This is a genomic window from Streptomyces sp. NPDC111656, assembly GCF_055656965.1.
In genome coordinates this window covers 201,862-224,354 of the sequence record NZ_JBVKCA010000015.1, presented here as the reverse complement: position 1 = coordinate 224,354, position 22,493 = coordinate 201,862, and the positions used below count along the sequence as shown (strand labels likewise).

Annotated in this window: 17 protein-coding genes; 8 read left to right on the top strand and 9 right to left on the bottom strand. The window is 71.9% G+C overall.

Annotated features, from left to right (window positions below):
• Positions 1–70 precede the first annotated feature (70 nt).
• The gene (locus tag ACZ7M3_RS36185; protein WP_472069030.1) at positions 71–652 is read right to left on the bottom strand and encodes a TetR/AcrR family transcriptional regulator; all 582 of its coding nucleotides are present in this window, start codon (positions 650–652) and stop codon (positions 71–73) included.
• A 118-nt stretch (positions 653–770) separates the two neighbouring features.
• On the opposite strand from ACZ7M3_RS36185, the gene ACZ7M3_RS36180 reads away from it, so the two are divergent.
• From ACZ7M3_RS36180 to ACZ7M3_RS36170, 3 genes are all read left to right on the top strand, one after another.
• Positions 771–1,229 (top strand): nuclear transport factor 2 family protein, encoded by a 459-nt coding sequence (locus tag ACZ7M3_RS36180; protein WP_472069028.1) that lies wholly within the window; start codon positions 771–773, stop codon positions 1,227–1,229.
• A 258-nt stretch (positions 1,230–1,487) separates the two neighbouring features.
• Positions 1,488–2,684 carry an RNA-guided endonuclease InsQ/TnpB family protein gene (locus tag ACZ7M3_RS36175; RefSeq protein ID WP_472069026.1) on the top strand — a complete coding sequence of 399 codons (1,197 nt, stop codon included), beginning with the start codon at positions 1,488–1,490 and terminating at the stop codon, positions 2,682–2,684.
• Between the two features lie 129 nt (positions 2,685–2,813).
• Positions 2,814–3,347 carry a flavoprotein gene (locus ACZ7M3_RS36170; RefSeq protein WP_472069024.1) on the top strand — a complete coding sequence of 178 codons (534 nt, stop codon included), beginning with the start codon at positions 2,814–2,816 and terminating at the stop codon, positions 3,345–3,347.
• 10 nt (positions 3,348–3,357) lie between these two features.
• Here ACZ7M3_RS36170 and ACZ7M3_RS36165 read toward each other — a convergent pair whose 3' ends face one another.
• Together ACZ7M3_RS36165 and ACZ7M3_RS36160 are read right to left on the bottom strand one after the other, a co-directional pair.
• Positions 3,358–5,055, bottom strand: a complete 1,698-nt coding sequence (locus ACZ7M3_RS36165) for a phospholipid carrier-dependent glycosyltransferase (protein WP_472069022.1) — start codon at positions 5,053–5,055, stop codon at positions 3,358–3,360.
• Between the two features lie 114 nt (positions 5,056–5,169).
• Complete coding sequence (locus ACZ7M3_RS36160; RefSeq protein WP_472069020.1) at positions 5,170–5,970, bottom strand: endo alpha-1,4 polygalactosaminidase; 801 nt, start codon at positions 5,968–5,970, stop codon at positions 5,170–5,172.
• Between the two features lie 355 nt (positions 5,971–6,325).
• Between ACZ7M3_RS36160 and ACZ7M3_RS36155 the strand changes: the two genes are divergently transcribed.
• Genes ACZ7M3_RS36155 through ACZ7M3_RS36145 form a run of 3 tightly spaced genes read left to right on the top strand, consistent with a single transcriptional unit; the run spans position 6,326 to position 10,650 of the window.
• Positions 6,326–6,931 (top strand): NADPH-dependent F420 reductase, encoded by a 606-nt coding sequence (locus ACZ7M3_RS36155; RefSeq protein WP_472069018.1) that lies wholly within the window; start codon positions 6,326–6,328, stop codon positions 6,929–6,931.
• 21 nt (positions 6,932–6,952) lie between these two features.
• Positions 6,953–7,876: an alpha/beta fold hydrolase gene (locus ACZ7M3_RS36150; RefSeq protein WP_472069016.1), complete on the top strand. Its 924-nt coding sequence runs from the start codon at positions 6,953–6,955 to the stop codon at positions 7,874–7,876.
• Positions 7,873–10,650, top strand: a complete 2,778-nt coding sequence (locus ACZ7M3_RS36145; RefSeq protein WP_472069014.1) for a helix-turn-helix transcriptional regulator — start codon at positions 7,873–7,875, stop codon at positions 10,648–10,650. The genes ACZ7M3_RS36150 and ACZ7M3_RS36145 overlap by 4 nt, the downstream gene beginning before the upstream one ends.
• A 2-nt stretch (positions 10,651–10,652) precedes the next feature.
• Here ACZ7M3_RS36145 and ACZ7M3_RS36140 read toward each other — a convergent pair whose 3' ends face one another.
• A complete protein-coding gene (locus ACZ7M3_RS36140; RefSeq protein ID WP_472069012.1) occupies positions 10,653–11,471 on the bottom strand; it encodes a phytanoyl-CoA dioxygenase family protein in 819 nt (272 codons plus the stop codon).
• A 64-nt stretch (positions 11,472–11,535) separates the two neighbouring features.
• On the opposite strand from ACZ7M3_RS36140, the gene ACZ7M3_RS36135 reads away from it, so the two are divergent.
• Positions 11,536–12,492: a helix-turn-helix domain-containing protein gene (locus tag ACZ7M3_RS36135; RefSeq protein WP_472069010.1), complete on the top strand. Its 957-nt coding sequence runs from the start codon at positions 11,536–11,538 to the stop codon at positions 12,490–12,492.
• Here ACZ7M3_RS36135 and ACZ7M3_RS36130 read toward each other — a convergent pair.
• From ACZ7M3_RS36130 to ACZ7M3_RS36120, 3 genes are all read right to left on the bottom strand, one after another.
• The gene (locus ACZ7M3_RS36130) at positions 12,422–12,946 is read right to left on the bottom strand and encodes a universal stress protein (RefSeq protein WP_472069008.1); all 525 of its coding nucleotides are present in this window, start codon (positions 12,944–12,946) and stop codon (positions 12,422–12,424) included. The genes ACZ7M3_RS36135 and ACZ7M3_RS36130 overlap by 71 nt on opposite strands.
• Before the next feature lie 35 nt (positions 12,947–12,981).
• The gene (locus ACZ7M3_RS36125) at positions 12,982–14,238 is read right to left on the bottom strand and encodes an arsenic transporter (RefSeq protein ID WP_472069145.1); all 1,257 of its coding nucleotides are present in this window, start codon (positions 14,236–14,238) and stop codon (positions 12,982–12,984) included.
• Between the two features lie 98 nt (positions 14,239–14,336).
• Positions 14,337–16,721 carry a SpoIIE family protein phosphatase gene (locus ACZ7M3_RS36120; RefSeq protein ID WP_472069006.1) on the bottom strand — a complete coding sequence of 795 codons (2,385 nt, stop codon included), beginning with the start codon at positions 16,719–16,721 and terminating at the stop codon, positions 14,337–14,339.
• A 254-nt stretch (positions 16,722–16,975) separates the two neighbouring features.
• On the opposite strand from ACZ7M3_RS36120, the gene ACZ7M3_RS36115 reads away from it, so the two are divergent.
• Positions 16,976–20,074 carry a glycoside hydrolase family 2 TIM barrel-domain containing protein gene (locus ACZ7M3_RS36115; protein WP_472069004.1) on the top strand — a complete coding sequence of 1,033 codons (3,099 nt, stop codon included), beginning with the start codon at positions 16,976–16,978 and terminating at the stop codon, positions 20,072–20,074.
• Here ACZ7M3_RS36115 and qcrB read toward each other — a convergent pair.
• Both qcrB and sigJ read right to left on the bottom strand, forming a co-directional pair.
• The gene (gene qcrB, locus ACZ7M3_RS36110) at positions 19,985–21,532 is read right to left on the bottom strand and encodes a cytochrome bc1 complex cytochrome b subunit (protein WP_472069002.1); all 1,548 of its coding nucleotides are present in this window, start codon (positions 21,530–21,532) and stop codon (positions 19,985–19,987) included. The two genes, ACZ7M3_RS36115 and qcrB, sit on opposite strands and share 90 nt — an antisense overlap.
• Positions 21,529–22,491, bottom strand: coding sequence for an RNA polymerase sigma factor SigJ (gene sigJ / locus ACZ7M3_RS36105; RefSeq protein WP_472069000.1), 963 nt, complete (start codon positions 22,489–22,491; stop codon positions 21,529–21,531). The genes qcrB and sigJ overlap by 4 nt, the downstream gene beginning before the upstream one ends.
• Positions 22,492–22,493 lie beyond the last annotated feature (2 nt).

The following is a 22,493-nucleotide window of genomic DNA, read 5'->3' as shown; positions in this document are numbered from 1 at the left end:
CACCAAGCCCCGCTCACCCGCGTTCATGGGGCGCCGCCCGTTTCCTGCGACCTGTCCCGCCGGACAGGTCCTATCGCCGCTGGGCCTCGACGAGTGCCTGTGCCGCGTCGGCCGCCTGTTCGGCCGGCTCCGTGTTTCGGGTGATGCCCGCGGTGACCATGGCGCCCTCGGCCAGCAGGAACAACTGGTCGGTGAGGGCGCCGGGAAGCCCCGCGGCGGTCACGAGACCCCCCAGGTAGTCCTTGAACGCTCCCTTGTGGCCGCGGACCTGGGCGACCACGCGTGGTGAGGTCGCGCCGAGTTCGCCGTAGGAGTTGATCCAGGCGCACCCGCGGAAGTCGGGCTCGGCGAACCACCGCCCCAGCCATTCGAACACCGCCAGGATCCGCCGCCCGGGCTCCTCGTACCCGTCCACGTGCTCGGCCAGCCGCTGCCGCCAGCGCACGTCGCGCCGCTTGAGATACGCCTCGACCAGGAGCTCCTTCGCCGGGAACAGCTGGTAGAGCCGCTTGAGGGAGACCCCCGAGGCGCCGCGGATGTCGTCCATGCCGACGGTCTGGATGCCACGGGCGTAGAAGAGCTCCTCCGCGGCGTCCAACGCCTGTTCCCGGGCGGTGGCGAGGGCCTGTTCGCGGGCGGTTGTGCTGTCCATGCGGGGCTGCTCCTTGACGCGAGAACCAACGTTCTCTACGTTAGCAGTCGAGAGGGAGAACGCACGTTCTCCATATGTGTCGAGCAGACCCGCGTGAACCTGAAAGGACACCTCCCTCATGAACGACCGCCCGCCCCTCCCGCCCTTCACCCGTGAGACCGCGGTCCAGAAGGTCCAGGCCGCCGAGGACGCCTGGAACACCCGTGATCCCCACAAGGTCGCCCTCGCCTACTCCGAGGACTCGGTCTGGCGCAACCGCGACACCTTCGTCACCGGCCGCGCCGAGATCGTCGAACTCCTCACCGCCAAGTGGGCGCACGAAGACGAGTACGCCCTGCGCAAGGACTTGTGGGCCTTCGACGGCAACCGCATCGCCGTCCGCTTCCAGTACGAGTCGCACGACGCCGACGGGCAGTGGTGGCGGTCGTACGGCAACGAGCTGTGGGAGTTCGACGAGCACGGGCTGATGACCCGGCGCGAGGCCAGCATCAACGACGTACGCATCGAGGAGCACGAGCGCCGCATCTTCGGCCCGCGCCCGGAAGCCGAACGCGGGGACACCTTCCCGGTCCACTAGGCACCCCGCGTGTCCACCGGCGATCCCACATGTTCACCTGGTTCTGGCGAGGATGCCCCGGCGTTCACGCCGGGGAGGAATCGCCTCCTGTGGCTGCGACGCGGAGCGTCGCTGCATTTGCACTCGGCGGGCGGAGTGCCCGCACGGCTGCCTGGCGGAGCCAGGAAATACGAACAACCGCCCTGCAGGTCACCGGCAGTGGTGATTTCCAGTCATGGGTCGGTCGTGTGTGCGGTGGTCGTACTACGGTCCGGGGTTGTGAAGCTGGTGGTGCAGGTGAAGCTGCTGCCGACGCCTGTGCAGGCGTCGGCACTGGAGGCGACCCTGCGCGCCTGCAACAGGGCCGCCACGCATGCCTCCACCGTCGCCTTCAACCGAGGCCTGAGGGACCGAAACGGTCTCCAGAAGGAGGTGTACGCGGACCTGAAGGCGGCCTTCGGGCTGTCCGCGCAGCCGGCGGTGCGGGCGGTGAAGAAGGTGGTCGACGCCTACGCCACCCTGCGGGCCAACCTGCGCGCCGGGAATCTGGGGCCCTCGACATCCCGGCGGTATCGCAAGGCGGTCAGCACGCCGATCGTCTTCCGGCCGGAGGCGGCCCAGCCGTTCGACGACCGCTGCCTGTCATGGCAGCACGACGCGCGCACCGTCTCCATCTGGACCGTGGACGGGCGGATGAAGGGGATCCGCTACACCGGCCACCCCGACCAGCTCAAGACCCTGGTCCAGTACCGGCGCGGCGAGAGTGACCTCATCCAGCGGAGCGGGAAGTGGTTCCTGATCGCGACCTGCGAGATCCCCGACGCCGAGATGTTCGAGCCGGTGGACTGGATCGGAGTGGACCGCGGCATCGCCAACCTTGCGACCACGTCTGACGGGACCAACTACCAGGGCAGCCGCCTGTCGCGCTACCGCAGGTGGCAGGCCCGCAAACGCGGCGAACTGCAGAGGAAGAAGACCCGTTCCGCCCGGCGGCGGCTTTCCCGCCGCAAGCGCAAGGAACAGCGCCATGCCACGCACGTGAATCATGTGATCTCCAAGGGGATCGTGTCCGTCGCGGTGGGGGTACCCCCTGCTCGAACGCAGTTGAGAGCTTGGGGGAGCACCGGTCGTGGGATCGCCGTCGAAGCACTCGACGGGATCCGCGAGCGGGTACGGCTACGCCGCGACCAGCGGGCCACGCTCTCCTCCTGGCCGTTCCACCAACTCGGACAGCACCTCGCCTACAAGGCCCGCCGGGCCGGGGTGCCGTTCCTGGAAGTGGATCCGGCCTACACCTCGCAGCGCTGCCCGCGCTGCGGGCACACCGGGCGGGCCAACCGGCCCACCCGGAACCGTTTCTGTTGTCGTCGGTGCGGCCTCGCTGGGCCCGCCGATGTCGTCGCCGGGGTCAACGTGCGCGACCGTGCACGCTCGGCGTGGGTATTCGTCACCATGCCCGTCCCGCCACCGGTGTAGCCGGAGGCGGGAGATGCGACCCGTGACCGTCCCGTCGTAGGGGACAGTCGGGAGCGCGACAAGGCGCGAACAAGGCTGAGCCGTACAAGTTCGGCCGTTCACAGCCGAGAAGGTGACTAGGGTTCCCACGTGACCGGACACGCCGAAAAGCTCTTCCTGTACGTCGTCGTGTGCGCGGCCGGTGTCGCGCGGGACGTCAGCAAACTGATCACCACGGCACAGGAACGGAGTTGGGAGGTCGGCGTCATCGCGACCCCTCAGGGGCTCGGCTTCTTCGACGCGTCGGCCGTCGAGGCGCAGACCGGTCGCCCGATCAGGTCCGCCTGGCGGGCCCCGGGTGACCCGCGCCCCTTCCCGGCCCCCGACGCGGTGGCCGTCGCCCCGGCCACCTTCAACACCGTCAACAAGTGGGCGGCGGGCATATCCGACACCCTCGCGCTCGGCACGCTGAACGAGGCGTACGGCCTCGACGTCCCGATCGCCGTACTGCCCTGTGTGAGCGACGCGCTGGCGGCACACCCCGCGTACCGGGGGAGTGTCGAGCGGCTGCGCGGGATGGGTGTCCGGTTCGGCGACCGCTACTCCGGGGAGCCGGGGCAGGACGGTCTGCGCGCGGAGTTCCCCTGGGGAGCGGCCCTGGACCTGCTCGCTTCTCGCGCGTGACGCCCGGGGGTCACGCGCGACGATAGATCGTGATCGAGTGGCCGACGTCGTCGATGGGCGTGGCGCCGTCGAGCAGCGCCGCCAGACGGCCGTCGGCCTTCGCGACGGCGGTGTCCGACACGGCGAGCAGCCCGTGCACCTCGCTCGGCGCCACCTTGCGAGGATCCGCCGCCTCGATCCCGTAGTACGAGGGCACACCACTGCCCTTGTAGACCAGCCAGACCCGCTCGTGCGGATACCGCTCGGACAGCCGGTCGGCCAGGCGGCCCAGGTCCTGCCCCCAGTCGACGTTCGAGTCGTGCAACCGCAGACGGGTGTGCGAGGGCCCACCGAACGCCTCGTTGGAGTACGGCAGGTAGTACGGGAACGCGCGCAGCGAACTGATCGCGACGAAGCCGACCAGCACCGCCGTGACGAGGTGGGCCCAGCGCCGCCGCAGCGCGACGGCCCCGGCCGCCGCCACCGCCAGGAACACCGGGACGAAGAGGGCGTATCTGACGCCGAGGTCCCGGGATCCGGTCATGGCCACGGCCAGCAGGACGGCCGGGGGGAGCAGGACGTACGGGGCGGCGGGCCGTAGCCGGGGCACGGCGGCCATCACGCCCAGGCCCATGAGCCAGAGCGCGATCATGCCGAGCGGAGTCTTCACCAGCAACGCGGCCGGCAGGTAGTACCAGAGCGAGCCGTGGTAGAGCCGTCCGAACAGGAAGCCGGCCCACACGTCGTTCTCGAAGCCGAACTGGATCCGCATCCCGTCGCGGTACGGACGAGGCACCGGCAGCCAGTCGATGACGAGCCCGCGCAGACCGTGCACGGCCGGGAGGTTCGCGGGAGCCGTCCAGCGCAGCTGCGGGTCGACGACCAGGTAGGTCGCCCAGACGACGGCGAGCGCCACCAGCGCGGTACCGGCCGCCACCGCCACGCCCAGGCCGACGAGCCGCGGTTGCGTGCGCAGGCCCAGGCCCAGGCCCGGCGTGCGGCGTGCCTGCCAGAAGGAGAGGAACACCAGGAGCAGCAGCACCGGCACCGCCGGCAGGGTGCTCATCTTGGTGGCGAGCGCCGCGCCGAGCGCCGCCCCCGCGAGAGCGAGGTGGAGCAGGGGCCGCCGGCGCCGGGCCCGCCACGCCAGCCACACCGACGTCAGCAGGAAACCGGCCGCCGGTACGTCGAGTGTGGCGAGCGAGCCGTTGGTGATGACGTCGGGCGAGAACGCGTACAGGGCGAGCGCCACCAACCCGCCCACGGCGCCGACGAGTTCACGGGCGAACGCGAGGACGACCAGACCGAACAGCAGCGTCAGCACGATCACCGGCAGCCGCGCCCACAGCATCACCCGCCAGGGGTCGTTGCCCGACTCGTACAGCAGCCGCCGCCCGAGCGCCGTCTGATCACCCGTGAAGTGGGCCTCCAGGTGCGGATGGGCGAACACCAGTCCGGTCGCGATGATGAGCTTGCCCAGCGGCGGATGCTCGGGGTTGAAGCGCAGGCTGTGTTCCCGCACATAGGTCTCCGCCGTGCCCACGTACACCGGCTCGTCGATCGTCGGCGTCTGCTGCGCGGCCGCCGTGACCATCGCGACCGCCATCTGGGCCAGCAGGGCGACCACCGCCAGCGCGAGCAGCCACCGCCGGTGCCGCCGGAGCCGATCGAACCGGCCCGGCGGTCTGGCGGTGCTCGTGGGCAGGCGGTCGCCCTGCCTGCTGGCCATGGATGTCGACATGCCCTTTGATACGTCCGCTCCGTGCGCACCCACTCATCCGGAATCCACCCGGCTTCGGTGCGAGTATGCACGGTGGTGTCCTTCGGGCCGGGGCAGCGTCCGTCAGCGCGTCCGGCGGACGTACTCCGCACTGCCCGGCGTCGACACCTGCACATCACGGCGCACGATGCTCAGCCGGTCCCCGTAGCTCGCGAGGGCCTTGCGCAGACCGCTGTCGGTGTACTCGATGTCCACCACCCGATCGTCGAACGCCCTTGCGTACGTGCCGCACTCGTCGTACTGGCCGCACTCCTCGGCCACCGCGAAGTCGAGCTTGGTCCTCGACCTGAGCCCGGCCAGCTCCGAGGTGTTCTTCTGCCCGATGGCCAGCCCCCGGGCGTGCGCGTGGGCCGAGAGGAGGGTGATGAACGCGGTGGCGTCGTTCGCCGTCAGCAGCTGGCCGGAACGGGTGTAGCTGTCGTAGTTGTCCGGCTCGACGGCGTCGAATCCCTTGTCGGCGCATTCGTCGATCCAGCGGCCGACCCGCGCGGCCACCCGCTTGCGCTTGGCCGGCGTGCGGAGGTCGAGGAGCGCCTCGTTCCAGTCGCGGTCCATGACGACCTTGCCGTGCGCGTCCCGCAGCAGCAGATCGGCCGGCCACGCCTTCGACTCGTCCGGCTGGGCCTGGAAGGCGTTGATGTAACAGATGCTGTACAGGCCGGGCGCGGGCGAGTCGGAACGGTCGCGGCTGACGATGCGGACGCCGGACGGCGGCGGATAAGCGCCGCCGATCTGGTAGTCGAAGCCCGCGTGGAGCGGGGGGAGTTGTACGGCCTCCGGGCTCGGCGGGGAGGCCTTACCCTGCTGGGGTGGCGTCCCCTCGTCCGACCCGGTCGTACAGCTCACCAGCGTCGCGAGCGCCACCAGGGCGGCGGCTGCCCCCAGGCCGGTGACGCGGGAAACACATTGGGCGGGAATGTCGGCTCCATCGATCGCGGGTACGGCCCCGCCTCGGACGCTCCCGCGGTCCTGGCGACTTTGGCCGGACTCGAACGGTGTCCGCTACCGGCTGGGCGCACCTCTGCGTGCCCGGCGCGGCGCCTCGGCACGTCAGGATCAAATCGCCTGGACGACGCCCGCGTCAAGGCGGCCCCCGCGACACCCGCGCGGGTCGCGGACCCGGCCCAGTCACATGACAGAAGCGCTGCTGTGACCTGCGGCGTGATGCTGACTGGCACCCTCTCGTCGTAGCCGCGGAACTCAAGGAGGAGGACACCTCATGCCCATCGGAATCATCGGTGCCGGAGCCATCGGACAGGCCCTCGCCTATCGGTTCGTGGCGGCGGGCGAGCAGGTCGTCATCAGCAACAGCCGGGGCCCGCAGTCGTTGCGGGACCTCGCCGCCTCGATCGGCCCGGCCCTGACGCCCGCCACCGTCGCACAGTCGGCCAAGGAGGAGATCGTCGTCCTCGCCGTACCGTGGCGACGGCTGAGCGAGGCGGTGGCCGCCGCGGACGTCCTCGACTGGCAGGAGCGGATCGTCATCGACACCACCAACCCGCTCGGACCGCCCGACTTCAAGGTCGCCGACCTCGACGGCCGCACCTCCAGCGAGGTCGTCGCCGAACTCGTCCCCGGAGCACGCCTGGTGAAGGCGTTCAACACCTTGACACCGGCGGTGCTCGGCTCCGATCCGCGCACTTTTGTCGGACGGCGGGTGATCTTCCTCTCGGGAAACCACCCCGGGGCCAACGAGCGCGTCACGCGGCTGGCGGAGCGGGTGGGGTGGGCGGTCATCAATCTGGGCCCACTGGCGTCCGGCGGACGGCTGCAACAGTTCCCGGGCGGCCCCCTGCCGACGCTCAATCTGCTCCTGGAGCCCTGACCCACGCCGTATTGTCAGGACATGACCGCAGACCGCATCGAACTGGCCGTACACGACCATGGTGGTGACGGCCCACCCCTGCTTCTGCTGCACGGAGCCAGGCGTACGCTCGCCGACTGGGCCGCCGTGGCCCCCCGCCTCGTCCCCCGGCACCGGGTGCTCGCCGTGGACCTGCGCGGACACGGTCTCTCACCGTCGGGGACCTGGAGTCTTCCCCGGGTACTGGACGACATCGAGGCGGTGCTCGAGCGGTACGACGTTCCCGGCGCGCTGCCCGTCGGGCACTCGCTCGGCGGGATGATCGCCGTGCGGTACGCCCTGGAGCATCCGGACGTCACGCCCGGCGCGGTGAACCTGGACGGATACGGCTGGGGCCGCCCCGACCAGTACGTGGGCCTCGGCCCGGCGTACGTCGAGGAGCGGCTCACCCAGGTGCGCCAGGCGGCGACCGCGACGGTGTCAGGCGGGCCCCTTCCGGCGGACGGCCTCAAGGACCTGCTCGCCGAGCAGCGCGCACTCTCCGACCAATTGGGCATCCCCTACGAGCTGTTGGAGGCCGGTCTGCTGCGTACCGTGCGGCCCGCGCCCGACGGACGGCTGGAGGTGCGCCCCGGACGCGCGCTCGTGCTGGAGATGCTGGCCGCCGTCGACGCACTCGACCTCTTCGACCTCTTCGACGCCTTCGCGCGGACCCGGCGGCCACTGCTGCTCGGACGGGCCGCGCGACCCGTACCGCCCGCCCCCGGCCTGCCCTGGTTCGACGAACTGATGACGGCGTACGGGAAGGGGCTCGCCAGGGATCTCGCCGCACTGGCCGCGCGGCGGCCCACCGTGCAGGTCGTCGGGATCGACGGGACGCACGAGATGCTCCTGGAGAGCCCCGGCGCGGTCGCCCATGCCCTCCTCGCCTTCACCTCCGACGTGTTCCCCGGGGCCGACTCATGACGCCGCTCGGTGACGAGTGGATCGTCGGCCGGGACCACGAACTGGCCCTGCTGTCACGGCTGGTGGACGCGCTCACGACGGGGCGGACCGGGGCCCTGCTGATGACGGGAGGACCCGGCGCGGGCAAGAGCGCCCTCCTCGACGCCGCCGCCCGCATGGCCCGCCGGTCCGGGGTACGGGTGCTGCGCTGCCGGGGGAGCGAGGGCGAGTCGGGCCTCGCCTTCGCCGGACTGCACCAGTTGCTGCGACCCTTCCTCGACCTGGCCGAGGGGCTGCCCGCACGCCAGCGGGCCGCGCTGCTCGGCGTGTTCGGACTCGACGACGGCACGCGGACGGTCTCCGACCCCCTGCTGACCTCGCTCGGCGCGCTCACCCTGCTCTCCGACGCCGCGGAGCACGGCCCGCTCCTCCTGGTGATCGACGACACCCACTGGCTGGACCTGGGCACCCTCGACGTCCTGGCCTTCATGGCCCGACGCCTCGAAGGCGAGCCGGTCGCCCTGCTCCTGGCGGCGCGCGACACCGCCGTACCCGCACAACTCGACCGTCAGATCGACCGGTTGACGATCGAGCCGCTCGATCCGGCCGCCGCCGGACGGCTCCTCGACCGTCAGCCCCGGCCCCCCGCGGGACGGGCCCGCTCCCGCGTCCTCGAACAGGCGGCGGGTGTCCCCCTCGCCCTCGTCGAACTCGCCCGGGCCGTGGCGCGCGACCCGGCCGCCGCCCACGAGGACGCGCTGCCCCTCACCGACCGGCTGGAAGCCATCTTCGCCGCGGATCTTCCCGAACTTCCCCCGGCCACCCGTGCGTTGCTGCTCTTCGCGGCCGCCGCGGAGAGTGCCGAGCTGCCCGTCATCCTCTCGGCCGTCGGAGACCGGGCGACCCCGGACGACTGGCTGCCCGCCGAACGCGCCGGACTCGTCCTCATCGACGCCGACCGCGTCCGGTTCCGCCATCCGCTGATACGTTCCGCGGTCTACCGGGCCGCGACCTACACCGAACGCCACACAGCCCACCGGGCGCTCGCCGACGTCCTCGTCGGCGATCCGGACCGCCGTGCCTGGCACCACGCGGCCGCCGCCTCCGGCGTCGACGAGGAGGCCGCCCGGGAACTCGACGACAGCGCGGCCCGGGCACAGCGCCGCGGCGGCTACGCGGCCGCCGCGACGGCCCTCGAACGCGCGGCCCGGCTCAGCCCAGACCCCACCGTGCGCGCCGGGCGCCTGGTACGGGCCGCGACCATGGCGATGTACGCCGGTCACCCGCGCTGGGTCGGCGAGCTCAGCGCCCAGGTCGCCACCCTCACCGACGAACCGGCCCTCCTCGCCGAAGTCTCGCTCCTGGCGGGCTGGGCGCTCGCCGTGACCACCCAGTTCGCGGGCTCGCTCGGCTTCCTGCTGCCGGTCGCCGAGGCCGCCGTCGACGAGGACCCCGTACTGACCCTCGACGCCCTGGCGACGGCCACGACGCCCGCGTACAACTCCGGGGCCCCGGAACACCGCGAGAACATCCTGCGGATCGTGGAGCGTGTGCCGCCCCAGGACGACGAGACGGGCCGGCTCTGGGCCCTGGCCGGCTGCGATCCGGTCCGGAACCGGGCCCAGGCCCTCGAACTGCTCGCGGCCACCTGGACCGCGTCCCTGCCGAAGCCCGGATCAGGCGTCGACATCCCGCTCTCCCGCCTGGTCGTCTCCGGCGGAGCCGCCTGGGTCCTGGACGAGACGGCCGAGGCGATCCGGCTGCTCGGCGCGGCCATGGACCATCTGCGCCGCTCCCCGACCTCCGGAGCCAACGCCACCGTGGCCCAGGCCCTCGCGCTGGCCCTCTACGAGAGCGGGTCCTGGACCAAGGCCCGGGCGGCACTCGACGAGGCGTACGGCCTGGCCGCCGAAGGCGGACTGGAGAACGTGGTGGTGGGAGCGCCCGTGCTCCGCGCCACCCTGCTCGCCCTGCGCGGCGACACCGAAGAGGCCCGCGCCGCCGTACAGCGCGCCGTCCACGGCATCGACCTGCCCAACTGCCGCAGCCTGCAGGTGCGCACGCACTACGCGCTGGGCGCCGCCGCACTCGCGGAGGGCGACCACGCGGCGGCCTACGACCGCTTCCGCGCCGTCTACACCCGGCAGCCGGAGCCCGCGCCCCTGCACTTCCACGCATCCGACTACTACCTGGCCGACCTCGTGGCAGCCGCCGTCCGCACGGGCCGGGCCGAGGATGCGCGGCTCGTCCTCGACACGGCCAGGCGGCGCCTCGCCGAGGGCGAGACATCCGCGCGGCTCACCGCGATCGTGCACCGGGCCGAGGCCCTGATCGCCGAACCGGACGACGCCGAACGGCACTTCACGGTGGCCCTGGCCGATCCGGCGGGCGACCAGTGGCCCTTCGAACGGGCACAGGTCCGCCTCGACTACGCCGAGTGGCTGCGCCGCCGGCGCCGCGCGGTGGAGGCGCGCCCCCTGCTCGCCGCCGCGCTGGAGGTCTTCGAACGGCTCGGCACCCGCCCCTGGACGGACCGCACCCGCGCCGAACTGCGCGCCGCGGGCGTCACCCCGGCGAGCACGCCGGCCGGCTCCGCGGACAGCCTCGCCGAACTCACCCCGCAGCAACTGCAGATCGCCCGCCTCGCCGCCGCGGGCCTGACCAACCGGGAGATCGGCGAACGGATCTTCCTCTCGCCCCGTACGGTCGGCTTCCACCTCTACCGGATCTTCCCCAAACTCGGCATCACCTCCCGCGCCCAACTCCGCGACGCGCTGCCCGAGCCGGGGGAATGACATCAGTGCGGTGCGGCCGGGCCGAACTCCGTGCCGCACGGGCCCGCGCCCTCGCTCTCGGCCAGGGTGACGGGCTCGCCGCCCATCGTCAGCGTGGGGTAATGGCGGCCGATGTGATGGGTGGAGCGGCGGACGTAGTGGCCGATGAAGGAGCGGCGGAAGCGGTCGGCGCTGCGGTTGGGCCCGGAGCCGTGCACCAGACTGCCGTTGAAGAACAGCACGTCGCCCGGTGCCATGTCGACGGGCACGACGGCCAGACCGGGCGGCGGCGGGACGTACTCCCGTACGAAGGACAGCTCCTCGTCCGCCTCCTCCGGGCAGAACAGGTCCATGCGGTGCGTGCCCGGCACCACTTCCAGGCCGCCGTTCTCCCGGTCGATCGCGTCGCAGGCGATCCAGGCGGCCACGCAGGTGCCCGGCTCGACCCGCAGATAGAAGTTGTCCTGGTGCAGCGCCTGCCCCCGGGCGCCGGGCGGCTTGAAGTAGAACATGCTCTGCGCCGCCAGGACCTCCTCGCCGAGCAGCGTCTCCAGGATCCGCCGCAACCGGGGATCGAGAAGGCGGCGCAGGGACAGCTCGCTGATGCGGTGCGGATGCATGACCCGTGGATGGGCGTCCAGCGGATCCGCCGGACCGCCGGTCCCGCCGGCCCCGGTGGCCCGGGGTTCGAAGTGCCCCGGGACCGGCCCGGCGGCGTGCAGGGCCGCGAACTCCGCGCACAGCTCGTCGATCTCGGCGCCGGTGAACAGTCCGCGCACCACCACGAACCCGTTCTCCTCGAAGTCCGACCACCGCGGCCCGCCCATGTCCATGACTGTCATCCGACCGTCCCTTCCCACCGGAGTCCCAGATCCTCCACGCTAGGTCGACGAGCCTTTCGGGAGGATGCCCGTGCGCGCTGAGGAGTTGCCCGAGCCTGCTGCCCCGTCCCCGCCGCCGGGCCTGGTGACCGTCGGTCGTTTCGACCAGGGACCGGGATACCGAGTCAACCGGCCCCGGGGCAGCGACAGTTGGCTGTTCACCTGGACGACGGGCGGACGGGGACGGCTCCGGCAGGGAGCGGCCCGGACGGTGGCCGGCGCCGGAGACCTGGTGGTCCTGGGCCCCGGCGTGCCGCAGCGCTACGCCGTCGAACCCGGCACCGGACACTGGGCGTTCTGGTGGGCGCACTGCCAGGCCCGCCCGTCCTGGACCGGATGGCTGCGGCCCCACGCCCTCGACGACGGCCTGTACGCCGTCGGACCCGCGCCCGCCCGGGAACGTATCGAAGCGGCGTTCCGCCGGATGTTCGCCGACGCCCGCTGGACGGGAGACGGCCTGCCACCCGAGGGCGCCGAGCCCGCCCCGGGTGAGGTCGCGGTGGCGCACGGCACCGCCGCCCGGGAGCTGGCCCTGTGCTCCCTGGAGGAGATCGTGCTGCTCGCCGCCGCCCGGGCGGAGCGCCGCCACCCCGATCTCGACGCCCGCGTCCGGCACGCGGAGGCGGTGATCGCCGCGGACCCGGGCGCGCCCCACACCGTCCGCTCGCTGGCCGGGGCGGTCGCGCTCTCACCGTCCCGGTTCGCCCACCTGTTCACCGAGCAACTCGGCCACTCCCCGATGCGGGCGCTGCGCGAGGCCCGGCTGCTGCACGCGGCCCGGCTGCTGGAAGCCACCGAGCTCCCGGTGGAACGGGTGGCCGCGGCCTCCGGATTCACCAGCGCGTTCCACTTCAGCCGGGTTTTCCGGCAGCGCTACGGGACTCCACCGGGCGCCTACCGGAAGGGCACCGCTAGGAGTGCGGGGGACGCGGGTGATGTGGGGGATCCGGAGAATGCGGGGGAGGCGGCGGGATCGTCGTGACGGCGGGCGTGGCCTCGGGCCAGATCAGCAGCACCGGGCACGGCGCGTGGTCGACGACGAACCGCCCGGCCCGGCCCAGGCTGTGCGGCCCGAGCCGGGCCAGGTCGCCGTCCCGGGCCACCACGAGCAGATCGGCGCCCTCGGTGGCGGCGACCACCTCACGCTCCGTGCGCCCGGTGCTTTCCTGGCGGGTGCAGGGGCGGCCGAGGCGCTCGGCCGCAGCGTCGAGCAGCCGCGCCGCCGACCGGGCGCCGAGGTCCTCCAGCCGGTCCCCGGGATCGCGCTCGGTGTGCCCCCGGCCGAGCAGCCCGGCGAAGGCGCCGTGCGCGATCCCGGGCACCCCGGGTTCGCTGACGTGCAGCAGCACGACCTCGGTCGCCTGCGGCGCGTGCGTGCGCACGGCGTCCACGCAGGCCGGCCAGGTCCCCTCGACGAGCCAGACGACGACCCGCATGAGCATCAGCCTCCGGCCCTCACGTGTGCGACGGCTCAGCCCCCGATGACGCGGAGCGAGAGCCACAGTGCCAGTACGGCGGGAACCAGCGCCGCCGGCACGGCGATCAGACCCAGCCGGGTGAACTCCCGCAGATCGACGCCGTGGTCGTGCTCCTGCACGATACGCCGCCACAACAGGGTCGCCAGGGATCCGGCGTAGGTGAGGTTGGGGCCGATGTTGACCCCCAGGAGCACGGCCAGCACCGCGCCGGAGCCGGACGTGGCGGCCAGCGGCAGCAGCACCAGGACCGCGGGCAGGTTGTTGATGAGATTGGCCAGTACGGCGGCGAGCGCCGCGATCCCGAGCAGCGCGGGCAGCCCGCTGCCGTCCGGGAGGAGATGTCCGAGGGCGTCGGAGAGTCCGTTGTCGACCACCGCCCGGACGACGATGCCCAGCGCGAGCACGAACACGAGGAAGGCCGGAGCGGCGGCCCTCAGCACGGTGAGCGGGGTGGCGCGCCCGCGCAGCAGGGCCCGGGCGGCGAGCACCAGCGCCCCCGCCGCGGCGGACCAGGCGGGGTCCACGCCCAGCGCGGAGGCGACGACGAACCCCGCCAGGGTGCAGCCCACGGTGACCAGCGCGAACAGGGGCAGCTCCGGCGGCTCTCCGGTCGTCGGCTCGGGCACGGCCGCTGCCAGGTCGCCGGCGAAGAAGCGCCGGAAGACCACGTACTCGGCCCCGATGGCCACCAGCCACGGCAGCACCATCAGCGCCGCGAACCGGGTGAAGCTGAGACCGCTCGCGGTGAAGGCGAGCAGATTGGTGAGGTTGGAGACCGGCAGCAGCAGCGAGGCCGTGTTCGACAGATGGGTGCAGGCGTACACGTGCGGCTTCGGGCGGGCGCCCATCCGGGCGGCGGTGGCGAAGACGACCGGGGTGAGCAGCACGATGGTGGCGTCCAGGCTGAGCACCGCGGTGATCGCCGAGGCGAGCGCGAAGACCGCGGTCAGCAGGCGCCCCGGCCGCCCCGCCGCCCAGCGGGCCATCCACGCGCCGCAGGCGTGGAAGAGCCCCTCGTCGTCACAGAACTTGGCGAGTACCAGCACCGCCGCCAGGAAGCCGATCACCGGCCCGAGGTGACCCGCCTCCGCGCCCGCGTGGTCCCAGGAGATCGCGCCGGTGGCGATCACCAGCAGGGCGGCCGGGGCCGCGACGACCGCCTCGGGCCAGCCGAAGGGGCGGACCACCGCGCAGACGAGGACGGCGACGAGCAGGACGACGGACAGGGATTCGGCGAGCGGGGTGTTCAGGGTTCGGTCCTCCGGGACACAAGTCGTGGTGCCCGACCATCACATCAGACGCCGCACGCCGACCCGCTCACCGACCCTTCGGACCTGCGTCGATGTCGTCAGAGCTCCCCGAGGAGCGTCAGCTCCGCCCAGATCGTCTTGCCGTCGGCCGTGTGGCGGCAGCCCCAGCGCTGGGTGAGCTGGGCGACCAGCAGCAGTCCGCGCCCGCCCTCGTCGTAGGCCTTGGCCCGGCGCAGATGCGGCGCGGTGTGGCTGCTGTCGGAGACCTCGCAGATCAGGGTCTCGGCGTCGTGGATGAGCCGCAGCCGGATGGGCGGCTCGCCGTAGCGGATCGCGTTGGTGACCAGTTCGCTCACCACGAGCTCGGCCGTGAACGTCGCGGCGTTCGGCTCCCAGGCGTCGAGCTGGTCGACGACCTGCTTGCGGATCGGCGCGACCAGCGCGGGGTCGGCGGGAATGTCCCAGGTCGCCACCTGGGAGGGCGCGAGCCCGTGGGTCCGGGCGAGCAGCAGCGCCACGTCGTCCTGGGCCCCGCCCACCGGAAGCAGGGTCCGCAGAATGTCGTGGCAGGCACCTTCCAGGGAGTCCGCGGACTCCGCCAGGGCATGGCACAGCAGCTCGCGGTTGGCCTCGGCGTCCCGCTCGCGGTTCTCGATCAGGCCGTCGGTGAACAGCGCGAGCACCGTGCCCTCGGGAAGGGCGAGCTCGATGGACTCGAAGGGCAGTCCACCCAGGCCCAGCGCTGGACCGGCCGGCAGGTCGATCTGCCGGGGCAGGCCGCCCGGGGTGAGCATGACGGGCGGGGGATGGCCGGCCCGGGCGAGGGCGCAGCGCCGCGAGATCGGGTCGTACACCGCGTACAGGCAGGTCGCGCCGACCTCGCCGGTGGTGCCCTCGGCTCCGGCCTCCGTGGAGAGCCGTACGACGAGGTCGTCGAGGTGGGTGAGCAGCTCGTCGGGGGCGAGGTCGATGTCGGCGAGCGTACGGACGGCGGTGCGCAGCCGTCCCATGGTGGCGGAGGCCGCGATGCCGTGGCCGATGACGTCTCCGACGACCATGGCGACCCGCATCCCCGACAGCGGGATCACGTCGAACCAGTCGCCGCCCACTCCGGCCCGTGCGGCGGGCAGATAGCGGGAGGCCGCCTCCAGGGCGGCCGTCCGGGGCAGCGACTGGGGGAGCAGGCTGCGCTGGAGGGCGAGGGCGGTCTCGCGCTCGCGCGAGAAGCGCCGGGCGTTGTCGATACAGACGCCGGCCCTCGCCGTCACCTCCTCGGCCAGCAGCACGTCGTCGGGGGTGAAGGGACCGGAGTGCCGGAACCGGGTGAGGACGGCCACCCCGAGGGTCTGGCCGCGGGCCTTGATCGGCACCGACATGCTGGCGTGCAGGCCGAACTCGGCGACGCGCGCGGCTCGCGCGTCGTCCCAGGCGAGCCACTCCGCCAGTGTGGCGGTGTCGTCGGGCGCCACGATCGTCCGGCCGGCCGTGAGGGAGTCCGCCTGCGGCGAGTGCGCGGGGTAGATGTCGATCTGGCCGGGCTTGACGACCGCCTCCGGGCAGCCGGGGTTCACCGACTGGTGGGCGGCGCGGCGCAGCGTGATCGGCGCGGTCGGTGGCTCCGGGTGGGGCTCGCCCCCGTGCTCCGGCGGATCCAGCAGGTCGACCCTGACGAAGTCGGCGAGGGTGGGTACGCAGACGTCGGCGAGCTCCTGGGCCGTGCGGGTGACGTCGAGGGTGGTGCCGATGCGGACGCTGGCCTCGTTGACGAGTTGCAGTCGCTCCCGGGCGTTGTACTGCTCGGTGAAGTCGTGTGCGGCCAGGCACACCCCCCGCACCCGGCCGTCGGTGTCGGTCAGCGGGGCGATCCGGGCCATCCAGGCGTGCGCGTGGTACTCGCCGCCGGTCTGCATGAACGTCTCCACGTCACGACCGGTTCCGGTGACGAGGACCTCGTGCAGCTGTGACTCGAGGGCTTCGCTCTCCTCCTTGCCGCCGATCTCGGAGAACCTCAGGCCCTGGATGCGGGACTCGGGGAGGCCGATCACGTCGGCCATCGCGTCGTTCACCCCGAAGAGGCGCAGTCGGTCGTCGTAGACCGCCATCGGGCACGGGGACTGCGCCAGCACCGCCGTCGTCAGCGGGTCGTCCGGCGAGCGCGGGCCGCGGGCCTCCAGCGGGGTGACCACCAGCCAGGTGGCAGGGCCGCCGTCCCGCGGCTTCCGGCGGTGGGCGAGCAGCCACACGGAGACGGTGTGGCCGTCGCGGTGGCGCAGATCGAGGCTGCCGTTCCAGCGGTTACCCGTCGGTTCGGCCGGTATGGGCGTGTCCGTGGCCAGCAGCTCGGCGGCGGGCCGCCCCTCGACCTCCTCCGGGGCATGACCCAGTAGACGGCGGGCCCCTTCGCTCCATCGGAGCAGGGTGCCGTTCCCGTCGATGACCGCCCGTGCCGTGGCAGCCTCGTCGAGCGGGTGGACCGGGCTCATCGTCGCCACTCCATTGCGGACACTCACAGTGAACAGGCGCCTCACTCGGGTTCCAGCCTAGTGCGTACGCGCGTTCCGCACCCGGCACACGGGTGGCCCCAGGGGTACATCGGTACGACGGATTCCGGCCGATGTGAAGCGCGGGGCGGAAGTGGGTGCCGCACCCTTGACGGGACAGTGTGTCACTCCGTCAGAATCTGTTTGTTCACGATCAGTTGTGATGACTTATGGGCCCTTGACTAGGGAGAGCCGCCATGTCGGTCACTCGAAGATCGGTATTGATCGCAGGAACCGCCGCACCCGCGGCCGGATCGCTCCTGGGCGCCGCCGACGCCTGGGCGGACTCGCCGGGGCGCGCCGCGGGCCGCCGTCTGGTCGAGCTGCGCGACGGCTGGCGCTTCGCGCTGGTCGACCCGGGTGGGATCACCGACCCCACCGGCGCGTACGACGGCGCCGCGCAGCCCGGATACGACGACTCGGCGTGGCGGGAAGTCTCCGTTCCGCACGACTGGAGCATCGAACAGACCCCTACCACGGAACACGGCACCACCAGTGGCACCGGCTTCTTCCCGGGCGGCCTCGGCTGGTACCGCACCACCTTCACGCTGCCGCCCGCCCTCGCCGGCCGGCGCATCTCCGTGGAGTTCGACGGCGTCTACATGGACTCGCACGTCTACTGCAACGGCGAGGAGGTCGGACACCACCCCTACGGGTACACGGGGTTCGCCTTCGACCTCACCGGTCTGCTGCACACGGACGGCGCCACCGAGAACGTCATCGCGGTGAAGGTGCAGAACCAACTGCCCAGCAGCCGCTGGTACTCGGGCAGCGGCATCTACCGCGAGGCCCGGCTCGTGGTCACCGAACCGGTGCACGTCCAGCGCTGGGGCACGTATGTCACCACGCCGGACATCACGGCGGAGCGGGCGGTCGTACGGGTGCGGACGACCGTCGTCAACGAGTCCGATGCCGCCGCCGAGGTCCAGGTGATCTCGCGGATCGTCGACCCCGACGGCCGTACGGCGGCCCGTACGTCCACCATGGTCGCGGTCGCCGACCGAGCCGACGAGACCCACGAACTCACCGTCGCCAGGCCCCGGTTGTGGGACTTCGCGACTCCGGGCCACCGCTACACCCTGGAGACCGAACTGCGGGTCGGCGGCGCGAGGGTCGACACCTGCCGCACTCCCTTCGGCATCCGCACCTTCCGCTTCGACCCGGACGAGGGCTTCCACCTCAACGGCGTCCACGCCAAGATCAAGGGCGTCGACCTGCACCACGACCAGGGCGCGCTGGGCGCCGCGATCAGCGTCGACGCCGTACGCCGGCAGATGACCATCATGAAGTCGATGGGCGTCAACGCCTTCCGCACCTCGCACAACCCGCCCTCGCCGCAGATGATCCAGGTCTGCGAGGAGCTGGGCATCGTGATGATGGTGGAGGCGTTCGACTGCTGGCGGACCGGCAAGACGAGGTACGACTACGGCCGGTTCTTCGACGAGTGGTGCGAGAAGGACGCCACCGAGATGGTCCTCGCGGCCCGCAACTCGCCCGCCGTGGTCCTGTGGTCCATCGGCAACGAGATCCCCGACTCCACCTCCACCCCGGGCCTCGCCATGGCGGACAGGATCATCGCCGCGATCAAGGCGGCGGACGACACCAGGCCGCTGGTCATCGGCTCGGACAAATACCGCCGCGTGCCCACGAAGGGCTCCGCTGCCGACCTCATGCTCGCCAAACTGGACGGGCTCGGTCTGAACTACAACACCGCCCAGTCGGTGGACGCCCTGCACGCCGCCTATCCGCACCTCTTCCTCTTCGAGTCGGAGTCGTCGTCCGAGACCTCGACCCGCTCCACCTATCAGGAGCCGGAGCACCTCAACACCGGCGAGAACCACACCCCGGGCCGACGCGCGGTCTCCTCGTACGACAACAACCTCGCGTCCTGGACGATGAGCGGCGAGTACGGGCACAAGAAGGACCGGGACCGCAAGTGGTTCGCGGGGGAGTTCCTGTGGTCGGGCATCGACTACATCGGGGAGCCCACGCCGTACGACGTGTTCCCGGTGAAGGCGTCCTTCTTCGGCGCCGTCGACACCGCGGGCTTCCCCAAGGACATGTACCACCTGTTCAGGAGCCAGTGGGTGAGCGAGCCCATGGTCCATCTGGTGCCCATGACCTGGAACCACGAGGCCGGCGACACGGTCGAGGTCTGGGCGTACGCGAACGTCGACACCGTCGAGCTCTTCCTCAACGGGAAGTCCCTCGGCACCAGGAGGTTCGACACCAAGACGACCACCGACGGCCGTACCTATCTGGAGACCACCGAGTCGACCGGCGACGACAAGACGTTCACCTCGGGCCCCTACCCGGGCAGTTACACCAGCCCGAACGGCAGCGCGGGCAAGCTCCACCTCACCTGGGAAGTGCCCTACGCGCCGGGTGAGTTGAAGGCGGTGGCCCGCCGCGGCGGCCGTACGGTCGCCACGGACGTCCTGCGCACCGCCGGGGCGCCGCACGCGATACGCCTCACGCCGGACCGCACGTCGCTCGCCGCCGACGGCCGTTCCCTGCTCTTCGTGACGGCCGAGGTCGTCGACGCCCGTGGTGTGGTCGTGCCCGACGCGGAGCACCTGATCGGCTTCGACATCGGCGGCGGCTCGCTCGCCGGGCTCGACAACGGCCGGGAGGAGAGCGCCGAGCGCTATCAGGCGAGCACCCGAACGGCCTTCCACGGCAAGGCACTCGCGATCGTACGATCCGGCACGCGGCCGGGCTCGCTCAGGGTGACGGCACGCTCCGAGGGAGTGCGGGGCGCCACCCTCACCGTACGCACCACCTCGGCACGCGCGAAGGCGACCACCCCGCCCGCGGTCTTCCGGCCGGACCCGGGTCCCGGCGCCCCGAACGAGCCACTCGCGGACGCCAGTTACTCCGGCCGCCCGGACACCCTGCCCGCCGCCATGCTCGACGGCGACGCGGCGACGGGGTGGTCCAACGCCTTCTACAAGTCGGCGACGGCCCTGCTGCCCGCCTTCAGCGGGGCCCGTCCCGAGGACTGGGTCTCGGTCGCCTGGGCCCGTCCCCGCGCGGTCGACCGCGTCGAGGTCTCCTTCACCGTCGACGCGACGCACACACGGCCCGCGTCGGTCGAGGTCGCGGTGTGGGACGGCGGGCGGTACGTGCCGGTGAAGGGAACGGCCGTCGACTGGGCCACCGCGTCCGACGCGCCGACCGTGATCACCTTCGACGGGGTGCGCGGCTCACGGCTGCGGCTCCTCATGGCGAGCGGGCACCCGGGCGCCGTCGAGGGCGGGCTGCGGATCAGCCGTCTGGAGGTCCCGGTGGTCTGACCGGTCCCGGTGCTCGTGCTCGGTCAGCGTGTGGAGTTCGGCCGGGCCGAGCGGGCGGTGCACCTCGACGTACTCGCCGTGCGGCAGGCGTTTGACGACGCCGGTCGCACGGCCGTGCGCCACCAGCTCCCGGTCCCGCAGCTGCAGCCCCAGGCAGATGCGCCGGGTGACCACGAAGACAACGGCCGGGACGACGAACAGGGAGATCCGCACGGCCCAGGTGACGGTGTTGATCGACAGATGGAAGCGCGTCGCCACGATGTCGTTGCCGCCGCCCGCGAGCAGGATCAGATACAGGCTGATCCAGGCCGCTCCGATCGACGTACGGACCGGCCGGTTGCGCGGGCGGTCGAGGAGATGGTGCTCACGCCGGTCTCCCGTGACCCACGACTCGATGAACGGGTACACGCCGATGGCGACCAGAAGCAGCGGGAAGACGACGATGGGGATCAGCACACCGAGCACGAGCGTGTGCCCGGCCACGCTGATCTCCCAGCCCGGCATGACGCGCACCAGGCCCTCGGCGAAGCCCAGGTACCAGTCCGGTTGGGCGCCCGTCGACACCTGGTCGGCCCGGTAAGGACCGTACGACCAGACCGGGTTGATGGTCGCCACCGCCGAGATCAGCGCGAGGACACCGAACACCAGGAAGAAGAAGCCGCCCGCCTTCGCCAGGTAGACCGGCAGGAACGGGGTGCCCACGACGTTGCGTTCGGTCTTCCCCGGGCCCGCGAACTGGGTGTGCTTGTGGTACACGACGAGGATCAGATGGGCGACGACAAGTGCCGCCATGATCCCCGGAATCAGCAGGATGTGCAGCGAGTAGAAGCGCGCCACGATGTCGTGGCCGGGGAACTCCCCGCCGAACAGGAAGAACGACAGATATGTGCCGACCACCGGCACCGACAGGATCGCCCCGTCCACGAACCTGAGCCCCGTCCCGGACAGCAGGTCGTCGGGCAGCGAGTAGCCGAAGAGGCCCTCGAACAGACCGAGGAGCAGCAGTGTCCAGCCGAACACCCAGTTCACCTCGCGAGGCCTGCGGAACGAGCCCGTGAAGAAATGCCGCATCATGTGCGTCAGCATCGCGGCGAGGAAGACCAGCGCGGCCCAGTGGTGCAGCTGCCGGACCAGCAGTCCGCCGCGCACGTCGAAGCTGATGTGGAGCGTCGAGGCGTACGCCTCCGACATCCGTATGCCGTTCAGGGGGACGTAACCGCCGTGGTACGTCACCTCGTTCATGGAGGGGTGGAAGAACAGGGTCAGGTACACCCCGGTGAGGATCAGCACGACGAAGCTGTAGAGGCAGATCTCGCCGAGGAGGAAGGACCAGTGGTCCGGGAAGACCTTGCGCAGATAGCGCCTGCCGAGGGCGTACACACCGAGCCGGCCGTCGAACCAGTCGGCGACGCGCTCACCGGAGGACGCCTTCGCGGGCCGGTGGTCCGTGGCGGTCATGCGCGCTCCCCTTCCACGACCCCGGTCTCCCGGTCCTCGTCGTCGCGCCGCACATGCGCGAGCTTCTCGGGATTGGTGACGATGTAGACGCCCGACACCTGCTCGCCGTCCGCGGTGAGGTCCATGACCATGACCGCGTACGGCGACTCGCCCTCGAAGAGCACGGCGGAGTCGTCGCCGTTGACACGCCGGTAGCGCAGGTCGAAGCCGGTACCGCGCCGGGTCGCGTAACCGGCGAACAGCCGCGCCGCCTTGTCCCGGCCGTGCACCGGACGCAGCCCGCCCGAGGCCTTCCCGCCGCCGTCCGTCCACACCGTGACGTCCGGTGCAAGGATCTCCATCAGCGCCGCGATGTCCCCGCCGAGCGCGGCCTCGACGAAGCGCTCGGTCGCCTGCCGGCGGACGCGCGGATGGGCCTGGTAGCGCGGCCGACGGGCGTGCACGTGTTCCCGCGCGCGGTGCGCGAGCTGGCGTACCGCCGCGGGGCTGCGGTCGATGACCTCCGCGATCTCGGTGTGCGCGTAGCCGAACACCTCGTTGAGGACGAAGACCGCGCGCTCCAGCGGGGTGAGGGACTCCAGGACCACGAGCATCGCCAGCGACACCGACTCCGAGCGCAGGGCCCGGTCGTCGGCCGAGTCCTCGGGGGCGGGCTCGTCGAGCAGCGGCTCCGGCAGCCAGGGGCCCACATACGTCTCACGGCGGCGGGTGATCGCGGCGCGCCGCGCGAGCGCGTGGTTCACGGCGATGCGTACGAGATAAGCGCGCGGGTTGGTGATGCCCTCCAGCGGGGTGCGGTGGGCGCGGCCCGTCCAGGACAGCCAGGTCTCCTGGAGGACGTCGTCGGTGTCGGCGACGCTGCCGAGGATGTTGTAGACGATCGCGAAGAGCAGCTCGCGGTGGTCGACGAACACCTGCGTCGCGCCGTCGGCCGTCCCGGTCGCGGGGCTTTCGGACATGC